Source organism: Lysinibacillus parviboronicapiens (assembly GCF_003049575.1).
Taxonomy (GTDB): Bacteria; Bacillota; Bacilli; order Bacillales_A; family Planococcaceae; genus Lysinibacillus; species Lysinibacillus parviboronicapiens.
The window spans coordinates 1-19,981 of sequence record NZ_PYWI01000013.1 but is presented as its reverse complement, the minus strand read 5'-3'; the positions used below and the strand labels follow the sequence as shown (position 1 = coordinate 19,981).

At 35.5% G+C, this 19,981-nt stretch carries 24 protein-coding genes; 15 read left to right on the top strand and 9 right to left on the bottom strand.

Going from position 1 to position 19,981, the window contains the following annotated elements; genetic code table 11:
* Positions 1 to 25: 25 nt before the first annotated feature.
* Positions 26 to 1,060, top strand: a complete 1,035-nt coding sequence (locus tag C9J35_RS12485; RefSeq protein WP_167395964.1) for an acyltransferase — start codon at positions 26 to 28, stop codon at positions 1,058 to 1,060.
* A 105-nt stretch (positions 1,061 to 1,165) separates the two neighbouring features.
* Here the strand turns inward: C9J35_RS12485 and rpsT are convergent, their stop codons facing one another.
* A complete protein-coding gene (gene rpsT / locus C9J35_RS12480) occupies positions 1,166 to 1,414 on the bottom strand; it encodes a 30S ribosomal protein S20 (protein WP_107924761.1) in 249 nt (82 codons plus the stop codon).
* Positions 1,415 to 1,577: 163 nt separating this feature from the next.
* On the opposite strand from rpsT, the gene gpr reads away from it, so the two are divergent.
* From gpr to lepA, 4 genes are all read left to right on the top strand, one after another.
* Complete coding sequence (gene gpr / locus C9J35_RS12475) at positions 1,578 to 2,594, top strand: GPR endopeptidase (RefSeq protein ID WP_107924760.1); 1,017 nt, start codon at positions 1,578 to 1,580, stop codon at positions 2,592 to 2,594.
* A 51-nt stretch (positions 2,595 to 2,645) separates the two neighbouring features.
* Entirely contained in the window at positions 2,646 to 3,467 is an 822-nt protein-coding gene (gene spoIIP / locus C9J35_RS12470) for a stage II sporulation protein P (RefSeq protein WP_235616293.1), read from the top strand.
* 449 nt (positions 3,468 to 3,916) lie between these two features.
* Entirely contained in the window at positions 3,917 to 5,827 is a 1,911-nt protein-coding gene (locus C9J35_RS12465) for an acyltransferase family protein (RefSeq protein ID WP_107924758.1), read from the top strand.
* Positions 5,828 to 6,788: 961 nt separating this feature from the next.
* Positions 6,789 to 8,615: a translation elongation factor 4 gene (lepA, locus tag C9J35_RS12460; protein ID WP_107924757.1), complete on the top strand. Its 1,827-nt coding sequence runs from the start codon at positions 6,789 to 6,791 to the stop codon at positions 8,613 to 8,615.
* A gap of 127 nt (positions 8,616 to 8,742) precedes the next feature.
* On the opposite strand, the gene C9J35_RS23945 is transcribed toward lepA, so the two are convergent.
* The 5 genes from C9J35_RS23945 to C9J35_RS12440 all read right to left on the bottom strand — a co-directional run bounded on the left by C9J35_RS23945 (position 8,743) and on the right by C9J35_RS12440 (position 11,918).
* Positions 8,743 to 9,186 (bottom strand): tyrosine-type recombinase/integrase, encoded by a 444-nt coding sequence (locus C9J35_RS23945; RefSeq protein ID WP_201262068.1) that lies wholly within the window; start codon positions 9,184 to 9,186, stop codon positions 8,743 to 8,745.
* 34 nt (positions 9,187 to 9,220) lie between these two features.
* Positions 9,221 to 9,883: a tyrosine-type recombinase/integrase gene (locus C9J35_RS23940; protein WP_201262067.1), complete on the bottom strand. Its 663-nt coding sequence runs from the start codon at positions 9,881 to 9,883 to the stop codon at positions 9,221 to 9,223.
* Positions 9,884 to 10,013: 130 nt separating this feature from the next.
* Positions 10,014 to 10,307: a hypothetical protein gene (locus tag C9J35_RS12450; RefSeq protein ID WP_327323477.1), complete on the bottom strand. Its 294-nt coding sequence runs from the start codon at positions 10,305 to 10,307 to the stop codon at positions 10,014 to 10,016.
* 654 nt (positions 10,308 to 10,961) lie between these two features.
* A complete protein-coding gene (locus C9J35_RS12445) occupies positions 10,962 to 11,507 on the bottom strand; it encodes a BclA C-terminal domain-containing protein (RefSeq protein WP_107924755.1) in 546 nt (181 codons plus the stop codon).
* Positions 11,508 to 11,723: 216 nt separating this feature from the next.
* Positions 11,724 to 11,918 (bottom strand): hypothetical protein, encoded by a 195-nt coding sequence (locus C9J35_RS12440; RefSeq protein WP_107924754.1) that lies wholly within the window; start codon positions 11,916 to 11,918, stop codon positions 11,724 to 11,726.
* A gap of 107 nt (positions 11,919 to 12,025) precedes the next feature.
* Between C9J35_RS12440 and C9J35_RS23610 the strand changes: the two genes are divergently transcribed.
* Positions 12,026 to 12,190 carry a hypothetical protein gene (locus C9J35_RS23610; RefSeq protein WP_167395963.1) on the top strand — a complete coding sequence of 55 codons (165 nt, stop codon included), beginning with the start codon at positions 12,026 to 12,028 and terminating at the stop codon, positions 12,188 to 12,190.
* A gap of 238 nt (positions 12,191 to 12,428) precedes the next feature.
* Here the strand turns inward: C9J35_RS23610 and C9J35_RS12435 are convergent, their stop codons facing one another.
* Positions 12,429 to 12,809, bottom strand: coding sequence for a VOC family protein (locus tag C9J35_RS12435; RefSeq protein ID WP_054767759.1), 381 nt, complete (start codon positions 12,807 to 12,809; stop codon positions 12,429 to 12,431).
* A 209-nt stretch (positions 12,810 to 13,018) separates the two neighbouring features.
* On the opposite strand from C9J35_RS12435, the gene C9J35_RS12430 reads away from it, so the two are divergent.
* From C9J35_RS12430 to C9J35_RS24870, 3 genes are all read left to right on the top strand, one after another.
* Complete coding sequence (locus C9J35_RS12430) at positions 13,019 to 13,393, top strand: hypothetical protein (RefSeq protein WP_107924753.1); 375 nt, start codon at positions 13,019 to 13,021, stop codon at positions 13,391 to 13,393.
* 342 nt (positions 13,394 to 13,735) lie between these two features.
* Positions 13,736 to 14,083, top strand: a complete 348-nt coding sequence (locus C9J35_RS12425) for a hypothetical protein (RefSeq protein WP_107924752.1) — start codon at positions 13,736 to 13,738, stop codon at positions 14,081 to 14,083.
* A gap of 93 nt (positions 14,084 to 14,176) precedes the next feature.
* Positions 14,177 to 14,320 carry a DUF3850 domain-containing protein gene (locus tag C9J35_RS24870; protein WP_107924751.1) on the top strand — a complete coding sequence of 48 codons (144 nt, stop codon included), beginning with the start codon at positions 14,177 to 14,179 and terminating at the stop codon, positions 14,318 to 14,320.
* A gap of 972 nt (positions 14,321 to 15,292) precedes the next feature.
* On the opposite strand, the gene C9J35_RS12415 is transcribed toward C9J35_RS24870, so the two are convergent.
* Positions 15,293 to 15,631: a hypothetical protein gene (locus C9J35_RS12415; RefSeq protein ID WP_107924750.1), complete on the bottom strand. Its 339-nt coding sequence runs from the start codon at positions 15,629 to 15,631 to the stop codon at positions 15,293 to 15,295.
* A 180-nt stretch (positions 15,632 to 15,811) separates the two neighbouring features.
* Here C9J35_RS12415 and C9J35_RS12410 point away from each other — a divergent pair, with 180 nt between their 5' ends.
* Positions 15,812 to 16,210, top strand: coding sequence for a hypothetical protein (locus C9J35_RS12410; RefSeq protein ID WP_054767755.1), 399 nt, complete (start codon positions 15,812 to 15,814; stop codon positions 16,208 to 16,210).
* 520 nt (positions 16,211 to 16,730) lie between these two features.
* On the opposite strand, the gene C9J35_RS12405 is transcribed toward C9J35_RS12410, so the two are convergent.
* Positions 16,731 to 17,141 (bottom strand): hypothetical protein, encoded by a 411-nt coding sequence (locus C9J35_RS12405; RefSeq protein WP_054767754.1) that lies wholly within the window; start codon positions 17,139 to 17,141, stop codon positions 16,731 to 16,733.
* Between the two features lie 162 nt (positions 17,142 to 17,303).
* On the opposite strand from C9J35_RS12405, the gene C9J35_RS23605 reads away from it, so the two are divergent.
* The 5 genes from C9J35_RS23605 (at position 17,304) to C9J35_RS12385 (ending at position 19,750) form a co-directional block, all read left to right on the top strand.
* On the top strand, positions 17,304 to 17,441 hold the full coding sequence (locus tag C9J35_RS23605; RefSeq protein WP_167395961.1) for a hypothetical protein: 138 nt from the start codon (positions 17,304 to 17,306) through the stop codon (positions 17,439 to 17,441).
* A 216-nt stretch (positions 17,442 to 17,657) separates the two neighbouring features.
* Positions 17,658 to 17,840, top strand: coding sequence for a hypothetical protein (locus C9J35_RS23395; RefSeq protein WP_153062957.1), 183 nt, complete (start codon positions 17,658 to 17,660; stop codon positions 17,838 to 17,840).
* 195 nt (positions 17,841 to 18,035) lie between these two features.
* Entirely contained in the window at positions 18,036 to 18,608 is a 573-nt protein-coding gene (locus tag C9J35_RS12395) for an LOG family protein (RefSeq protein WP_107924749.1), read from the top strand.
* A 70-nt stretch (positions 18,609 to 18,678) separates the two neighbouring features.
* Entirely contained in the window at positions 18,679 to 19,083 is a 405-nt protein-coding gene (locus tag C9J35_RS12390; protein ID WP_201262066.1) for an NUDIX domain-containing protein, read from the top strand.
* 25 nt (positions 19,084 to 19,108) lie between these two features.
* On the top strand, positions 19,109 to 19,750 hold the full coding sequence (locus C9J35_RS12385; protein ID WP_107924747.1) for an HAD family hydrolase: 642 nt from the start codon (positions 19,109 to 19,111) through the stop codon (positions 19,748 to 19,750).
* The last annotated feature ends 231 nt before the right edge of the window (positions 19,751 to 19,981 follow it).

Here is a 19,981-nt window from a genome sequence, read left to right as displayed (position 1 = left end):
TATAATGTCGTGGGAGGTTTTGAACGTGCAAAAACGAATTCAGTATATGGATAGCTTACGTGCCATTGCAATTTTAGGCGTGTTATTATTGCATGTAGCGACTCCGTATGTCGTACTTTATGGCAAAATAAATGAAATTGATTGGCAAATCGGCATTATTTATAATGCTTTGTCTCGCTGGTGTGTGCCAATTTTTTTAATGATCAGTGGGGCACTTCTGCTGGGCAGAACGGAAGAACCACTAGGTATCTTTTTCAAAAAACGAGCCAATAAAATTTTACTGCCGTTTATTGCTTGGTCAATTATCTATTACGCATGGGCAACATATATGTGGAGCCCTGGTTATTCATGGAAAGAATTTTTTATTATGTTTTTTAATAATCAAATATATTATCATTTGTGGTATTTTTATGCACTTATCGGCATTTATTTGCTAGCACCGATAGTTAATATTTTTGTCAATCATGCATCCAAACAAATGATTGGCTATGTGGTGGTTCTATGGATTTTATTTTATGGAGTCTTGCGCTATTATTCCTATATAGTGAGTAATGAATTTACATTGTTTTTCCCGTTGAGTGAATACATTGGCTTCTTTTTACTGGGCTATTACTTGGCGGCATTTGAGTTAACAAAGAAATGGCGTATAGGGATATATGTCTTAGGGTTTATCGGAGCAATGGAAACGGTATTACGGACAAATGTTTTAACGGCGGAGCAGGGACAATTCACAAGCTATGCTTTTTCGTATTCCAGTCCCAATGTCATTGCAATGAGTGTGGCACTCTTTGTCTTTGTGAAATATTGGGTCAATCGAAAAGCTGCTCGCGGCACTTATAGGACAAGCGGAATTATAAAACTAATTGGCCAAACAAGTTTTGGTGTGTACTTAGTTCATGCGATGATTCTTGATAAAGTACGTCCTTACTTTTTTGAAGACGATGAGCTTTTTTTAAAGCCGATTATGGCCATTCCAATGCAAGTGTTCATTATTCTAGTGCTGTCCACGATGATTGTATGGATCATTCAAAAAATACCACTAGTAAAACGCATTGTCTAGATTTGTTAAAAAAGACTGTCCAATATTAATGTTGGGCAGTCTTCTCTCATTAAAAATGAAAAAAGATCAGCTACTCCTAAGAGAGTAAACTGATCTTATAAACACTTACGCTTTTTTAGCTAGGCGAGACTTTTTACGAGCCGCCGCGTTTTTGTGGATAAGTCCTTTTGAAGCTGCTTTATCTAAAGATTTGTAAGCTGCTTGTAAAAGTTCTTGTGCGTTTTCAGCGTTAACAGCAACAGCGTTTTCAGCTTTTTTCACTGTAGTACGCATTGCAGATTTAGCTTGAGAGTTAGCAGCGTTAGCTTTTGCGTTAACTTTTACGCGTTTAATCGCAGATTTAATGTTTGGCATATCTTTCACCTCCTAAATTAGGTACGAGATGATATCTTCTCATTGATTTCTTGTGTCAATACAACAAAAATCATTTTAACAAACGCTAGGCTAAATTGCAATAGATAAATGCAAAGAATATTTACTTGACAGTTTGAACAAACTACCGATTGAGGTGAATTATATGCAAAATTTAAATTGGCAACGTTCAGACTTAATTGATGAATCAGATGAGGTTGTTTTACATCAAACGAGGGAACAGAAACAAACGCTAGAGCAGTCGAGTGGTATACAAGTTGAAGATCGAAATGCTGGCCGAGTGAAAATTACGGATGTGCAAGTCAACGGTGAGGGCGAAAAGCAAATCGGTAAAAAGCAAGGGCAGTATATTACCCTGTCCGTACCAACCCTTACATTAGAAGATAAGGATGGTTTTCAACAGCTAGAGAAAGCACTCCTGACGAATTTTAAAAAATTACATGAATCGATTTCATGGAAAGATGATGACAAAATTTTAATTATAGGTTTAGGAAATCGCACAATTACACCGGATGCTATCGGCCCTTATTTGATAGACCATTTGCATAGTCTAGAGCAAATCGATGACAAATTCGTGATGTACGCTCCAGGTGTAACCGGCCAGACTGGCTATGAAACAGGTGAATTTGTTGCGGCGTTGGCAGAACGTATAAAACCAAAATTAATTATCGTCGTCGATGCACTCGCAACGAGGGCAAGTAGCCGTTTATGCAAAACAGTTCAGCTTACAGATACGGGGATTCACCCTGGTTCTGGTGTAGGGAACCAGCGCCAGGAAATTTCATTTGAAATGCTTGGCGTGCCTGTGACAGCAATTGGTATCCCAACAGTAGTGGATGCACCCGTTTTAATTGCAGATGCTGTAGAACTGATGCTACGCTCTATAGCGGCACGTGTCGCAGAACGTGGTAAACCTTCATCTAAGTTATCACTGTCTTCTTGGCAACCAGACACTAATAAAGAATTAGATATGTCTCTGATAACACCTATTTTTGGGGAATGGGCTACTTGGTCAAAGGAGGAGCGACAACAATTGTTTGAAGAAACATTTGCGGCCTCTCATTCACAGCTGATGGTCACGCCAAAGGAGGCAGACTATTGGATTGATAAGTATGCAACACTCATTTCTTCTATGCTAACGAAATGGGCAAGCGAACTATAATTTCATCGTTCTAAAAGACACATCCCCTCCATACGATAAGGGGAGGAGGGTGTGACTTTGCTAAAAAAACTACAATGGTCAACTGGTCTATTATTGTTCTTCTTCGTATTACCTGTCATTGCTGGGCAACTTCCGTTCAACAAGCAAGCATCGACTCCGTTAAAACAACAAGAGGATAAACAAGTCGTGTTTGCCGCTACTAATTTAGCTGAACAAAGTGTGTTAGAGCAGACGAAAGATCCCTTTAAAGTTTTATTGTTATTTACCCATTCACATGAAGCATATGAACCGATTGTGCAAGCTGTCAACGGAAAAGTAGCAACTTCTCATGAAACGACCAATATTTTTAGTTTGCAAGATATGATTGTCAATCATTTTAATGTAAATGGACTGCAAACAGATGTTTTAGATGTAGATGTCATGAAAGAAATTAAACTAGAAGGCAGAGGGTATCATGAAGCTTACAATGTGATGAGACCACATTTGAGTAAACATTTGGAAACAAATAAATATGATTTAATATTAGACTTGCATCGAGATTCTTTAAAACATGATCGAACAACTTTAACATTGAATGGTGAAAACTATGCGAAAATTGCCCTTGTTGTAGGGGCTGAGCATGTAAATTATCGATGGAACACGGCATATGCTGAAAGTTTGTCAACAACCTTAAATTCGATTGTTCCTAATATTTCCAAAGGTGTTATCTCAAAAAGTGGCGATGGCGTGGACGGACGTTACAATCAGGATTTAGCAAAACAAATGATGATTGTAGAGGTTGGTGGAATTGGCAATACTGAAGAAGAAATCAATCGAACAATTGCCGTTTTAGGGAAAGCTATTGCGAAAGCTTTCGCAGCGGAGAAAAAATAATAGTCATTGTTAGAATTGAAAAATACACCATGATTAACTAATATGAGACTTCAAATAATTCAAAACGTTAATATATCAAAGTATAGAGAAAGTAAGGCTAGTTATTAGCCACTTTTTCCCTAACAACTTTTTAGCTACATCCCAAAGCAACTGGAGATGGAGCTAAAAAGTTGTTTTTGTTTTTCTAGAATTCGATGTCCATAAAATAAATAACCACTAAGAAGTTTAATTGTTAGCTATGCACCGTGATAGCACTATAGAAGACCCTTCAAAGTCAGCCTTTGTTTTAGTTTTAGGTAAAAAAATTTTTGTCTTAAACTTTTAAAGTAAATCATGCGTCTTTTTATATAGAAAATGATTCAGAACGAAAAAGGGGACGTTGTTTATCATCAGACAAAAAATTTGCAACATATAAAAATAGAGGTTGTACAGATTATTGGAGGAATTTTATGTTAAGCAAGACATTAAATCATCGTTATATCCCTGGATTAGATGGGATTAGAGCTATAGCAGTACTATCTGTCATTGCTTACCATTTTAACTTTAGTTGGGCCAGTGGAGGGTTCTTAGGAGTTGATATCTTTTTTGTATTATCAGGATATTTAATAACCTCCACAATTTTACCGGTAAAAGGAAATGGCTTAAAGTTAAGTTTAGGTCAATTTTGGATTGGTAGGATTCGACGTCTCTTACCAGCTGCATATGTCATGATAATTGTTACTTTTGTTTGGGTAATGCTATTTAACAAGGAACTTCTACATACTTTGCGGGGAGATGCAGTTTCGTCTCTGTTTTATATGAGCAATTGGTGGTTCGTTTATCATAAACTTTCATACTTTGATAGTTTCGGTTCGCCTTCACCCTTTAAAAATTTATGGTCACTAGCCATTGAAGAACAATTTTATGTTGTATGGCCTATCATATTAACAGTTGGGTTATATATTTTTAGAAAGCAAAGCAAATTATCGATATTTATCTTTATCAGTGCATTATGTTCGGCGATATTAATGAGCATACTGTATCAACCAGGAATGGATCCGAGTCGTGTTTATTATGGGACCGATACGCGCGCGTTTGAGTTACTTATTGGCTGTTGGTTAGCACTAGTCTGGCCCATGAAACGGCTTACGTCCCAAAAACTTTCTAGCGAACACGTCAATAAACTAAATATAACAAGTTGGGTTGCTTTTAGTATCTTGATACTTTGTGTTTTTTTTGTAGATGAATATCAAGGGTTTTTATACAGAGGAGGCATGTTCCTTGTTTCGATAAATGCAGCGATATTGATAGCATGTGTTTGTCACCCAGTTAGCTTTTTGGGAAAATTACTTTCATGGAAGCCCTTTTGCTGGATAGGCTCAAGATCATATGGAATTTATCTTTGGCACTATCCTATAATGGTGTTGGGTACCCCTGTTCACGAAATCGGAAATCCAGTATACTGGCGTATCGCTTTACAGATGATCGTTATATTGATTATTGCTGAACTGTCTTATCGTTTTATTGAAACGCCGATTCGCAAACGTGGATTCCGTTCATTTTATCGTCAGTATGTTGTAATCGATCTAACAAAATGGGCAAGTTTTTCTTTTGCAAGAAAAATATCAACGGTACTTTTACCACTATTTCTTCTAGTGTTTTTTACAGGCATTACAGGGGTAGTTGGTGAAGCACAAAAGGATGCAAAAGAATTATATCCAACGCATGTAAAAATAGATGGTGAACCACAGACTTCAAGCAGTGACATCGATAACAATCCGGAAACATTGGATCAGAAATCTCGCGATAATGGAGAAATAGCTGGCACTAACATCGAACACAATAAAGAAACGCCTCAAACGGAGACAAACGATTCTAATTCTAACTCATTGAATGATTCTTATGAGGGAATATTAGCCATTGGAGATTCTGTAATGATTGATATTGCTTCAAGCTTACAAAAAATATATCCTAACATTACAATTGATGCAAAAATTGGCAGACAAGTTTCGCAAGCTGTCAAGTTGGCACCTGCTTTTGCTAATTTTAATCAATCGAAAAAAGCAGTCATTATTCAACTAGGTACAAATGGTTATTTTACTAACAATCAAATAGACATGCTTCTTGGAGCATTTTCAAATGCTCACCTTTATTTAGTAAATACGCGTGTACCACGTCCATGGGAAGGAAAAGTGAATAACGCTTTGTATAGGAAGGCTCAAGAGCATGACAATATTACGCTGATCGATTGGCATGCCGCAGCCATTGATCATCCTGAATATTTTGCTCCAGACGGTGTACATTTGGAACAAAAAGGAGTCGAAACGCTAACAAATCTAATTCAACAAGCACTACTGAATCAAACGCATGTTGAGGAATAACAAACTCTTCTTCAATTGAAGTTTTTTCTGACAGTAAAGGGATATATAACACACAAGTAAGAATGCTTATTGCGTTCTTGCTTTTTCAATATCGTAAGAAAATTGTCGTGCTGTTATTTTTGAAACCTTTTCACGTACCATTCGTATTATAACTAGACAATTTGAATTGAGAGAACTGAAAAAAGGGAGACATGAATTTTTGAACCGTTGAATGAAACTATTACTTTTTGTGATTTACTTGATTGTCATTGCGGATGCGTATTACGCAACGTTGTTTATTGAACCAAAAACACCGCCGCAACACCAGACGATGAAAGGGACTACCATTACGATGGCACAACTGCGGTAGCAACCCTAACAAAAGGAAACCTACAACACATCGTTTGAAGCCATCTCTACTACAATCCATCAAGCAATTTCTTCAGAGCACTATGTGTTCCAAAGAAAAAGAGATGATCAACAATCTGTTCACGCTTAGATTGGACGTATGCAGAGTAATGCAAGAGCCACCTTTCATCTTTAATCGATATCGACTTTTACGTTGCTGATAATAATGTTAGCAATAGTTAAGCTAAAAGCTGCAGGTCTCTTGGCAGCTTTTTTTGTTTGGTACATTAATTTTCCTGTCCAATTGTAGAATATATTCGAGATCAGAAACCTTATAAAGTACCCTAGTATGTTGAAAGTATCAATCTTTTTAGAAAACAGCCCAAATGTAAAAAGAGGGACGCAAATGCCCCAATCATTCCTTTCTCACATACGCCTGTACATAAGCTCGCCCTATGATTATTAGCCCCACCTAGCCCCAAATCTATGCATTTATATGCCGTATCTTGCAAAATCTAAAAACAGCATAAAACACTTCAAGTATTGATGTTATAGGCTTTCAAGTCTAGTTGCTGTTGTACTTTGCATATCGTTCATAGTATAATTCATTATAGTTTAATTAGGAGTGGAAGATATGAACCGAGAAGCACGTTTAAAAAGACAAGAGAATATTCGAAATTTCTCTATTATCGCACATATTGACCACGGGAAATCAACGCTTGCTGACCGCATTCTAGAGCAAACGAAATCACTGACGTCCCGTGAAATGAAAGCACAGCTACTCGACTCAATGGATTTAGAACGTGAGCGAGGCATAACGATTAAATTAAATGCAGTGCAATTAAAATATGAAGCAAAAAATGGCGAAGTGTATACATTTCATCTAATCGACACACCAGGACACGTCGATTTCACATATGAAGTATCACGTAGTTTAGCCGCTTGTGAAGGCGCTATTTTAGTCGTCGATGCAGCGCAAGGCATCGAAGCGCAAACACTCGCAAATGTTTACTTAGCACTAGATAATGACCTTGAAATTTTACCAGTCATCAATAAAATTGACTTACCAGCCGCTGATCCGGAACGTGTACGTCAAGAAGTAGAAGATGTAATTGGTCTAGATGCTTCTGAAGCGGTTTTAGCTTCTGCTAAAGCTGGTATCGGGATTGAAGAAATTTTAGAACAGATTGTAGAAAAGGTACCAGCACCAACTGGTGATCCAGATGCGCCTTTACAAGCACTTATTTTCGACTCAGTGTATGATGCGTATAAAGGTGTTATCATCTCTATCCGTATCATGAATGGTACAGTAAAAGCGGGCGATAAAATCCGCATGATGGCCACTGATGCAGAATTCGAAGTTATTGAAGTCGGAATTCATACACCAAAAATCACACCACAAGCAGAACTAACTGTTGGGGATGTTGGTTATTTAACAGCGTCAATTAAAAATGTAGGCGACACGCGCGTAGGGGATACAGTGACATTCGCAAAACGCCCAGCAACAGAAGCATTAGCTGGTTATCGTCGTTTAAATCCAATGGTATATTGCGGTTTATATCCTATAGACACAGCGAAATATAATGACTTACGTGATGCATTAGAAAAATTAGAGTTAAATGATTCTGCGCTTCAATATGAACCTGAAACATCACAAGCACTTGGCTTCGGTTTCCGTTGTGGATTCTTAGGACTTTTACATATGGAAATCATACAGGAACGTATCGAGCGTGAATTCAATATTGACCTAATTACAACGGCACCATCTGTAATTTACGATGTGAATATGACAGATGGCTCGTCAGTGAAGGTCGATAACCCGTCAATGATGCCAGATCCACAAAAAATTGACCGTGTAGAAGAGCCATATGTCAAAGCGACGATTATGGTACCGAACGATTATGTAGGTGCAGTTATGGAGCTTTGTCAAATCAAACGGGGTAATTTCATGACGATGGATTATATCGATACTACACGTGTTAGCATCATTTATGAAATGCCATTATCAGAAATTGTCTATGATTTCTTCGATTACCTAAAATCGAACACAAAAGGTTATGCATCGTTTGACTATGAATTAATTGGGTACAAACCATCGAAACTTGTAAAAATGGATATCCTCCTTAATGGTGAACAAGTAGATGCACTTAGCTTCATCGTTCACCGTGACTTTGCTTACGAGCGTGGTAAAGTGATCGTAGAAAAACTAAAAGAATTAATCCCGCGTCAACAATTCGAAGTACCAATTCAAGCAGCAATTGGTCAAAAAATTGTAGCACGTTCAACAATTAAATCAATGGGTAAAAACGTACTTGCAAAATGTTACGGTGGGGATATTTCTCGTAAACGTAAATTACTTGAAAAACAAAAAGCGGGTAAGAAACGTATGAAACAAGTTGGTTCGGTCGAAGTTCCTCAAGAAGCATTCATGGCTGTTCTGAAAATGGATGATACGAAATAGCTGATATATCAATGGTTTGAGCGTATGGTAAAAAAGACCAATATTGAATTTGCCGACATTTTGCCGACGCAATGTATTTTTCCTACTAAAAGAACTTGCCGACCAGCGGCAACTGATCGGCAAGTTTTTATTTGATGTCATCCAATGCTCGTTCGAAAATATCGACTGATTCTTTTTGCATTTTTTCGGTAAGATGCGAATAAGTGTCTATGGTAATAGCAGATCGGCTATGACCTAACCGAGCTTGGATGTCTTTTATTTTAGCTCCATTTTCCATCAACATTGTTGCGTGTGTATGACGCAGCGAGTGAAAGTTGAATGGAATTTGGAGTTCTTTTTTTAATTTGTTAGTGTTATATTTCATGCTACTAGGAGTAATAGGTTCACCACTTTCTTTTACACAAACATGTTCGCTATCTATATAGTGTGGTCCATAAAATAATTTATTTTTCTTAATCCAAAGGCGATGCTCTTTCAACAATTTAATGATTGTTGGACCGAGCGGTATAGTTCGCTCGCTGGATGCAGTCTTTGTTGAACTTAGTACCCATTCCCCTTTAGAATTTACCATTGCACGCTCGACCGTGAGTGTGCGTTCATCGAGATCAATATCCTCGCCATAATAAGCCGCAAACCTCGCTCACACGTAATCCAGTATGTAAACCGATATGAAACGGCATATATAGTGGCATATCAGACTTTAAATATTCCATAATTCTAATGAGATCATCGCGCTTTATAATTTTAAATTCTTCTTTAGATACTTTTTTACGTTGGCGTTTTGGCATAGTTACATATTGCATAGGATTCTCCTTCAATAAACCCCACGGATAAACTGCATGGCGTAAAGCACTGTTAATGACGCAACGGAAAATTGACATAGATTTGTCGGAATATCCTTCGGGACGCTTATCGTTGATCCAAGTTTGCAATATCGTTGGTGTTAGATTGCGCAGCGCTATGTCACCTATTGGAGGGGCGATATGTTTTTTTATAACCATGCGATAGTTTTCCTGTGTATTTTCTTTTAAATTGAGTAATGCATATTCGGCAAACCAATACCACATATAATCCTCCAGGGGCGATTTTGAAGATTCGAAAAAGCGACCTGTTTCGTTTAGTTCGTTGAGCGCGGTTGTTAAAGCTTTTTCAGCTTCGGGCTTTGTATCGCCACCAACACGCTCAATTCTTTTCCGTTTGCCGTTCCTGGTAGGTAGTTCAAATGAGTAATACCACCGATTATCGCGTTTCCTTACTGATCCTCTCATATAGATCTCCTTTCTTCTAAGGAAAAAGAGCAAGATTTCTATCTTGCTCTTTTTTTAATTAATTTGCAAATTAATCAATAATCTTTCACTCCACTCTCCCTAGATAGGAGAGATGTAACTTTTCTTTCACTTAATAATCAATGCCGAAAATACAGTTGTTATATGTCCAGTCAATAATCTTTTCATCTTCGTTAGTTTCGTAGAACTCCGATAAGAGTTCGTTCCAGTGTTCTAGTTTTTTTTCTTCAATAGGGAGAATGCCATTTCCATTAAGTAGCAAGATATAGTTTGCTGAAATAAGCGCTGTTCGTTTGTTACCATCCCAGAAAATTTGTGTACGCATAGCATAATACATGTGTTTCAATGCGCGATAAGTAGTGGAAATGCTCTCGTCAGTTAAAATTGCTTGAATCTGTGCTGCCACTTCATCTTCTACAGAAATACAGGGTTGATAATTAAGACCATGAATACCGACATTCCCATTCCGTACAACACCCCATATATTTTGACTATGGGCAATAATAATTCAGACTTATAGCTAAATGAGACGGTAGCGACGTTAATTGGCATTGAAAGCAAGGTGAAAAAGGTGAAAGAGAAACGAAAATCCCCTAAGCCAGAAAAGGCAAAGGGGATAGAGCAAAGCGTTGGTTGAAAAAACAGAAGAAGTACGAAAAATTCGAGTTGAAGTATATCTACGTAACAGAATTTAATAACGCAGAGGGAAAAAAGGTTCATATTCATCATCACATGGTTACAAACTTCCCGGACAGAGATGTTGCAGAGGAACTTTGGAATGAAGGGGGACGAGTACAGACACTTTATTAAAGTACATTAAGATTCGATATTTTAAATAGATAAAGACCAAACATATTAGTCATATAAAATATGTTTGGTCCATTAATTTATTTAATTTTTTTCGATTTTAGTCTTGATAAGAAAGATATTGTTCAGTAAGAGAGTGAGAACACGGGTTATCAATTACCTGATATAAATGAATAAATCTGAAAAGAAAAAAGGAGCAAATCCTTGGTCAAAGGATACTTACTCCTAACTATCTTTACCGAGTATTTTATCTTTAAACAATAGGACTTAACATTTTAAGGATAATAGAAGCATTTACGTTTGTTTGTGTGCCTCCTGCTAAAGTTTGAAGGATTACTGCTGCGGCGGAGGTATGATTTCTAAGTGTAAGAATACCGCCGGCTGGTATAGCAATTATTACCTGACCTGTGTTTTGTTGAGTACCAGCCCCTGAACCGTAGACTGATTCTGGAATCGGTACACCATTTAAAAATAGTGTAAATTGGTTAGGTTCAACACCTGATACGCTGAAAGTAACCTCGTAGATTCCTGGTGTGGTAACAACAATTTGAGAGGTTCCTGGAATGTGCGTAATTCCAGGTGTAACTATACCTGTTGAATCAAAAATAACATCAGCCTCTACAGCTACAGTTTCAGGACCTAGATTATATATATAACCATATTCGCAAAGACCGCTACATGCTGTTGGTGTTACAGGAGGAATAGAGCCTGTAATTCCACAGAGATCGACTGCTGTGAATGGTCCTATTTGGCTTCCACATAAACAGGAACGTTTATTACAGTTACTACAGTTATCCATTTTTTCACCTCCATTTGTAGTATTTTATTCGAGTGAAATATGGAATAAAGGGCAATAGGCTAACAATCGACTAAATTTAATCGTCATTTTTGATGTTTTATGTAAAAGGAATTTGATTACAAGGTTAAAACTAAATTATATAAATGTTAAGTTAATGCACATTTTGAGGATCGTGTCAGAAAGACATTGTGCAGAAAAAAATGCGGTAATCGTAATCTACCGCATTAAATTCTCTTTTAATTTTATTGCTTCATTCACAATTCCCTTATGATATAAGCTAGGATTAGAAATTATTTTTTCAACAATTTCTAAGGTTTCTTTTTGAATCTGAGTAAATTCTTTATTTTTTATTTCAAATTCAATTAAATATTCATTCCAAAATCTATCGAATTCTTTATGTGAAATTGTCATAACCTATCACTCCTTTAAGAAAGAGTGTAGACATACAAATTAAATTTAATACTGAACAATTTGAGGATCGTGTCAGAAAGATATTGTTCAGGAAGGATGGTGGAAAAATGAAGTGTGAACATAAAACAATTGTTTTAGCTAATGCCACAGGGAAAAAGTCAGACACAGGTGGTTATGAAGTAGACTTTCTTGTTAGATGTGGTGATTGTGAAACAGAGTTTTCTCGCACAAGCGAGTACAAAAAAGAAATAATAAATATTTCAAAGCACTAGAAAGAAAATGTGCAGCAAGAGTAGCTTTAATGAAGTAAGTTCAGATATGCCGACATTCTTTCATACACATTTAGCAAGTAGACATATTTGCCGTTCATGCGCAAAAGACTTTTCGAAAATACTATTGTGTATAGTACGTCCAAAGAGCGTAGCAATAGTCACAAAGGATGATAGTTAGAATTATCATCCTTGAAGAAAGGTTAAATCATTTATAAAAAGAGTAAATAAAACCGAGTGTTCATTTAGGGGGTGAAGAGATTCTTAAATAATATCCATCTGGATCGACCAAACGAAAATCTTTCAGGCCCCATTCTTGCTGTTTTAGTTGGGATTCTAATTCAATTTGCATCTCGCATACACGTTGATGAAAGCTTTGAATATCAGGAACAATAATGATTATCTCTACCCCCATTCCTTTTCGAGAGGTATTAATATTGCTGAAATAATGGTCGTTTGAAAGGATACTTTGTTGCGTTAAAAGTACATTAAGATTTTTCGATTTAAATCTAGCACTAGTTTCATTTTGAGAATATAACTCTAATTGAATTACATTTTTATAAAAGTCAACAGACCTTTTCAAATTTTGTACGAACAATTCTAAACGCATATTAATTTCCATTTTCAAGCCTCCATAGATAAAAAATAGTTACATCAAAGTGATAACGAGTTGAAATGATTTGTGTTACCAATGTTAATATTACAAAATTTAATTGTTTTATCATTCATCCAAAGGACTGAATATATTCTACATTTTAAATTTAAGGGGCTTTAAATTACTTCACAATTTGAGGATTAATCGATAAATTCTATTCAGGAAGGGGAATGACAATGCCAGAACAAATTAAATTAAGTGAATTAGAGCCTGGTACATTATTTAAACGTGGTGAAACCTACGGCTTTAAAAGCGAGTACCGTAATGATAAAGGCATTTGTGAATGTTACATTCTAGGCTCAGGAGAAATGTTTTGGGGTGGTACAGGTCAACCAAATAATTTAAAAGTAGAACAGATTGATTTCCATTCCCTTATCAAGCAGGCAGAAAAAATTAAAGAACTACAATATGAATTACTACAAGCAAATAATCAAGTGCATGAATTAGAAGCATTTAAAAATCATGCAGAATTTTTACTTGGTGAACGTCAGTATGAATATTTAGAAAAGGAAACACAAATGCACCTGTTAGGAGAAAAGGCAGATATTTAACTGAAAGATTTTGTGCAGAATTATCACATTAAATGCTGTTCTTTTGCTTCTTACCAGTTTCAACACCTACTTCAAAATAAAGATGACCATAAGAAAGAATAAAACAATTTTCAAAGTGAAGGTTTCTGTCCAAAATCCCAAATAATACAAGAACACTATAACAATAGATAAAAGAGTTTTAACAATCTTTAGGGCCATTCTGATACCTCCCAATATTTGGAATGATGTATTACAAAAGAATAACATAATTAGGAATTTTTTAGAACTATGAATGGATTCATTTACTGCACAATATGAGTATTCGTTTCAGAATCATTATGTTGAGTAAAGGAGAAATGGAAATTGACAAAAATTTTAAGATTTAAGGAAAAAACTAATATCACTGATTTTGAAGGTTTAAGCGTAAATGGTGGAGCTTTTAAAGAAGGTGACGGCTTTATTCAAAAAAATACTATTGTAATGGACGTGCCTGACACTTTTAGATTTTCTACAAAAATCGAAGTTTATAGTAACGGAGAGGGTATTTGCGATTTAATTATGTCGCAATTTTTAACAAGAGGTCCTGAATTGTGGGAAATGGGAGATGCTTTTTATCGCATCGGATTCAACGATGAAGGTAACACAGAACAACAATTACGAAATTTGTGCGACGAGTTAATAAATCGCGGCTTAGTTGATTGGGTTAACTAGGCATAATGAAATTCGTGTCAGAAAGAAAATGAACAGAAAGAAGGGTGATAGGATGAGAGAATTCCTAAAAGGATTTAGCGAGAGACGTGCAGCATTCGAAACGAAGACATTGTGTTTTTAAATGAATTTGATGGAGAAAAAATGACAGGACGATGGACTGAAAGAGTTATTACTTACGTTAAGAATTATGAACAAAAAGAAGGGTATGTGGTGTTTGGCATTATAAGTCCATATTAAGCAATCGAAAGATATTGTGCAGGAGAGGAAGATGCTTGGGTTGGGAATGGTGGGCTAGCAAAAGGCAATTACAGTCTGGGGCGATGTAAAAGTAGCTATCCCGAAACTAATATATGTAATGGGGTTTAATACCATTCCAACTGTATGAAAAGAATTTCTAAGAGACAAATGGGATTACTAAACAAATATTATAGGGTCACTCGTAGGAAAGTGACCCAGAACTAACAATTCAGGAGGTGCCAAGCTAAGCGAAATTAGCTTAACACTACTATTTATATGATTGGATAACTAGGTTTGTATAGTTCATTGCCTTTGAAATAGATTAAAAAGTAAAAAACCGCAGCGTTATTACACACTACGGTAAACAAGGGTCACGTGTGGGAGTGACCCATTGTTCAAGAAAGGAGTGATCTTGATATCTTGTAAGGCTAAATTAGCTTTACACTATTATTAATATGAAGTTATAGCTATGTTTGTATAGTGAATTGCCTTGAATAGATAAAAAAAGCCTGTTGTTGAGCGATAAGTATAATCCTTAGCAATATGAAAGAAAATATGCATTAAAGCAGTAGGGAAAGAAAAAATGTTTAGATTGAAAAATTACTGAATAATTTAAAGATCCAAAAGAGATTGGAGGGCAACGAGAAAATTATGGGATGGATATGGTTTTTTGTATTTATGGGCGGCGCTATTCTTATTTGTGCGATTTTATGCTATGTATTCGTTAAATTAGATATATGGGATATAAAAAGAAAAAAGAGGAATAAGGATATATAGTTTTAAATACATCAAGACAGCATGTAACGCTAAACGTAACGGTTATTGGGGTTAAATGATTTTTGGATAACTAGGAATTATTCGGAAATGGGTTTAATTACTGAACAATTTGAGGATCGTGTCTGAAAGATATTGTGCAGCAGAAGTGACGAGCTAATTAAAAAAACACTAGGGGATTTAAATTATTATGCCTTTTTACTGAATTTTAAGCCAGCCTTTATATGTTGCAAAGTATAATCCTGCATCAGGATCGTGCACATATTCAAAAAGAGTTAGTGTACCTGAGTAAAGAAAATCTCCATCTCTATGAGTGAAATACTTTTGCCCTGGTGGGAACGATGAAGTTGTAGTGTATTTAGTGACATATATTTCTCTTATTGCTAGAGGACTGATATTTCCCTCACTTGTATTAGAGCTTTGGATAATACTCTCTTGTGCTGCTGAAACATTACCAGATGGATAGATGAAAAAAGAAAGAAGTAAAGCTGATAGTAAACTAAAACCAAAAATACGACTATTAATCTTTTTTGTCATTATTATTCCTCCAGTCTAGTTAAATCCCCTAGTAGTTTAAGTTTTAACATAAATTACAGGAAATTTCAATAAATTCAAAATATTTCTTTTGGAAATATTAGGAGATTCAAATAAAGAAGTCATTATTTTGCAGGTAATTATTGAGAATTATATAAAGATTAAAAAAGGTAGGTGCTGCACATGTACGAATGGTTGAAGGATTATCGTAAACTCGAGGAAGAAATAGCATACCTTGAATTCAACCTTACTAAAACCAAACATGAATTAAACCGTTGGGAGAACGTAAATGACTTAGGTATGTTTAAGTTAGAAGCCAAGTCACTCGGGGCGAATGTAGAAGAAAAAATAGAAGCAATCGAATATGAATTGGCTCATAAAATGAACGACCTACATGATTTAAAGAAGCTGATTTGTACATTTAATGGGCTTGAATATAAAATCCTTTATCGTAAGCATGTGGAAGGCAAGACGCTCGAAACAATTGCTAACGAATTAAATTACAGTACGAATTACATCAAGATTAAGCACGCAAACATCATGCGTATGATGGAGTATGCTGAAAAAGTTTCATCAAAGTAAGGTATTAAAATAGTACCTTACTAAGTAGAGGCTGAAACTATTGAAAAACCGTTATATGATAGTAGTATCAAAAAGCGCACGGAAATGCGTACACTAAATTGCCTTACAATAATAACCACGTTCGCTTGTACGTGTGTTTCGCAAACAAGCAACGAGTCACACCTAACCAGGTGTGGCTTTTTATTATGCCTTGAATACTGTATCAAACAGCCATACAAATAACAATGGACTAGTTTACGGGTGAGTAAGTATCTTAGGAACATTAGATACCGAAGAGCACTGGCATGTACTAGTAACCGATAGGGCGGAGTTTGATGCAGTCTTGAAGATATAAAGTCGAAAGCTAAACAGACTATAAAAGCTAATGAGCAATCACTATGAATTGTGGAGGGATGAAGAGTGAGTGTAAAACAAGTAAAAGAGGCCTGTCTCAAAAGTAATTAAAAAACGACTTTAGGACAGACACTCTTTTTTAATAGAAATACATTAATATCCTATTTTTAAAATTAGGGTAGGTGATCTAATCCAATCCTACTGCTCTAAATTGAAAGCCAACCTCGGAACCTTTTGCATCAATACTGAAAGAATAACTACCATCAGTTAAATTTTTAGTAATTTCTTTTTGACCATTTGCTTTTATTGTTTCGTCAACTATATTAGTTTTACCTTTTTTTACTTTAACTGTAATAGGTACATCACCGTTGTTTTTAATATACATTCTCACTTGTCGACTTTCATCTACATCAAATGAACCATTGTAAAACCCGTCTTCTGTCTTATCAGTGACGTCAATTAGTAGTTCAATTGCAGCCATTTCCATCATCACAGGAACAGTATTAGTAATGTTAGATTCACTTGCGCTTGCAATATCACCTGAAAATCCAAAACCTAATGTTAAAGCAGCTAACGGAACTACAATTAATTTTTTCATACTTTTACAACTCCCTTTGATTTATTTTTAGTAGGATTTTATTATAAATCTTACTAAATATTACAATACCATATTTTTGGTAAATATCAAGTTATTTTCCTTTTTGATAATGAAATGGTTAGATTACTATCGAATATTATGCCTTGAGAGGTGGTGTGTCACATGGAGTCATGGATAATCGTATTCCTAAGTGTATTTATAATAGTGTCTACTATTGCCAATGAGGTAACACATCGCAAGAAGTTAGATGAAGCATATAAGCGTGGGCTATCAGATGCAATGAAAAAGAAAGAATATTAATTGTGGAGGGCTGAACAATGATTAAACATAATCTTTTCTCACAATATTTTGGTGGACTTACATTAACGAAAAGAGGGGTATGACCGTCCTCACTTTGAAGTAAAAGCTAATTGGATAATGCTAAAGGGATACAAATTAGAGGGAAAAATAAATGTCCCAACTAATAGTAAAGGACAAGTTCAATTAATTGTGGAAGACAAAAAGGAGGAAATTAAAGTGACAAATTGGAATCCAGGTTCACCAGCTATGAAAACTGAAACAGAAAACTTTATTGCACAGGCTGTTAAAGATGGTATCATTCAAGCTTCACATCTGAAAGATTTACAGAATGGTACCATGACTACGGATCGTTTGATTGGATTGCAAATTACTATTCAACAACGTAGAAGCAAACAGTAAATAAACAACAAAGCCAAGATAGCTAAAGGACTGACCCCTGTCTTTAAGACTGGGATTAGTCTGATTGATTAAAGTGGCCTTTTTTATGGACAGTATTTCTATATTTGTAAAAAAAGTAGATTAATGCCCATTTCCTATTTTGTATAAGTTAAATTATACTATAAAAGAATATAGCCTAATACGGAGGAAAATTACATGAAAAGCATTGCAGTTTTTTGCGGATCCAGCATAGGGGCTTCTGAAGCTTACAGAGAAGGAGCTATACTTTTAGGGAAAGAATTAGCTAAACGAAATATTACATTAATTTACGGTGGAGCTAGTGTAGGTGTAATGGGAACGGTAGCAGACACAGTTCTTAGGGAAGGGGGCAAGGTCATTGGTGTTATACCAACATTACTTGAGGACCGAGAAATTTCTCATAAACATTTAACAGAGCTTATTGTTGTAAATTCTATGCATGAGCGTAAAAGTAAAATGATGGAGCTAGCTGATGGCTTTATAGCTTTACCTGGTGGCCCGGGTACATTAGAAGAATTTTTTGAAGTGTTCACGTGGAATCAAATTGGTTTAATTCAAAAACCTTGTGGAATTTTAAACATTAATCATTATTATGATTTACTTATAGCATTATTTGATCATATGCAAGAGGAACAATTTTTACAAACACAGTATCGAAATGCACTTTTAGTAGATAATGACGTATTACTGCTATTAGAAAAATGTTTAGCTTATGTGCCTCCAGCAATTAAAACATATCAAAATAATTAACATTTTGTTTAAACTTAAGCTCTGCTTTTGAAACAATTAACTAAGCTGGTCTTTATAAGGGGGAATAATAATGAAAAAAGAAAAATTACCAAAAGTCGGAGTTGGAGCAGTTATATTAGATGAGAATAACCGGATTTTACTTGTATTACGTAAGAAATCGCCTGAATCTGGCTACTGGAGTTTACCTGGTGGGAAGGTCGATTATATGGAGACGATAGAAAATGCTGTTATACGTGAGATTAAGGAAGAGCTTGGGGTTGACATCGAAATTGAACGATTAGTATGTGTTACAAATCATATCGTTCAATCAGAAGATGTTCATTATGTTGCTCCTACTTTCATCGCTCATATTACAAATGGTAAAGTACATAATAAAGAGCCCCATGCTTTAGAGCAAGTGCAATGGTTCCCTATAGATGATATACCCGAAAACATTACGATTACAACAGACTATGCTCTTAAACAGTTGAAGTGAAAAATGAATCAGCTAAGGGGGAAGTATGGATACTATTTTATTTGATCTAGACGGTACACTACATGATAGCGAGAAATGGTATATTCAAGCATGCTGTCACTGTATAGAAACAATTAGGGAGAGTCAACTTACCGATGAAGAAAAAAGTTATTTAAATGGAAAACCAATTACTAGAATTATAGATGAGTGGTTTAGCGGGCAAAAAACAGAGGTATTGGAATCATTTTTTAGACACTACGAAATGATAAATGACCAAGTTGGGGAATATAACGGTATATACAAGGTGTTAACTGAATTAAAAGATAGGGGGGTAACAATGGGAATTGTATCATCTAAATATAAAAAATATGTTATCCAGGAATTGCATAAAACAAAGCTCTATCCTTTTTTCAATGTTATTGTAGGACTAGATGATTGTAAAGAGCACAAACCAAATCCTGCACCGTTGTTAAAAGCAGTTAACGAGTTACAAATTGAACCAAAGAATTGTATTTATATTGGAGATCAGCCGACAGATATTTTAGCTGCTAAAGCAGCTGGTATCAAAAGTTTTGGAGCATTATGGGGAGAAGGGAAAAAGGAAAAATTAGAAAGTACTTTTCCTACTGGTTTATTACAAAAACCAGAAGATATATTGATCATTAATCGTATTTACAGTGTTAGTTAATAATATATTTTTTAATTAAATTAAAACCTATTTCTGCAATAGAAGCTATTGAGTTATATATACACCTTAGACAAATATAAAAACAAAGGACCAGGCGCTCATTTTGATATGCTCCCTATTAGGTAGACAGATTAAAAAATAAAATCTGTTTATCTAAGGGGAGCATTTTTATGGGGCGAAGTAAACATTCACTCGAGTTAAAACTACATATCCTTCAATTGTACGAAGAAG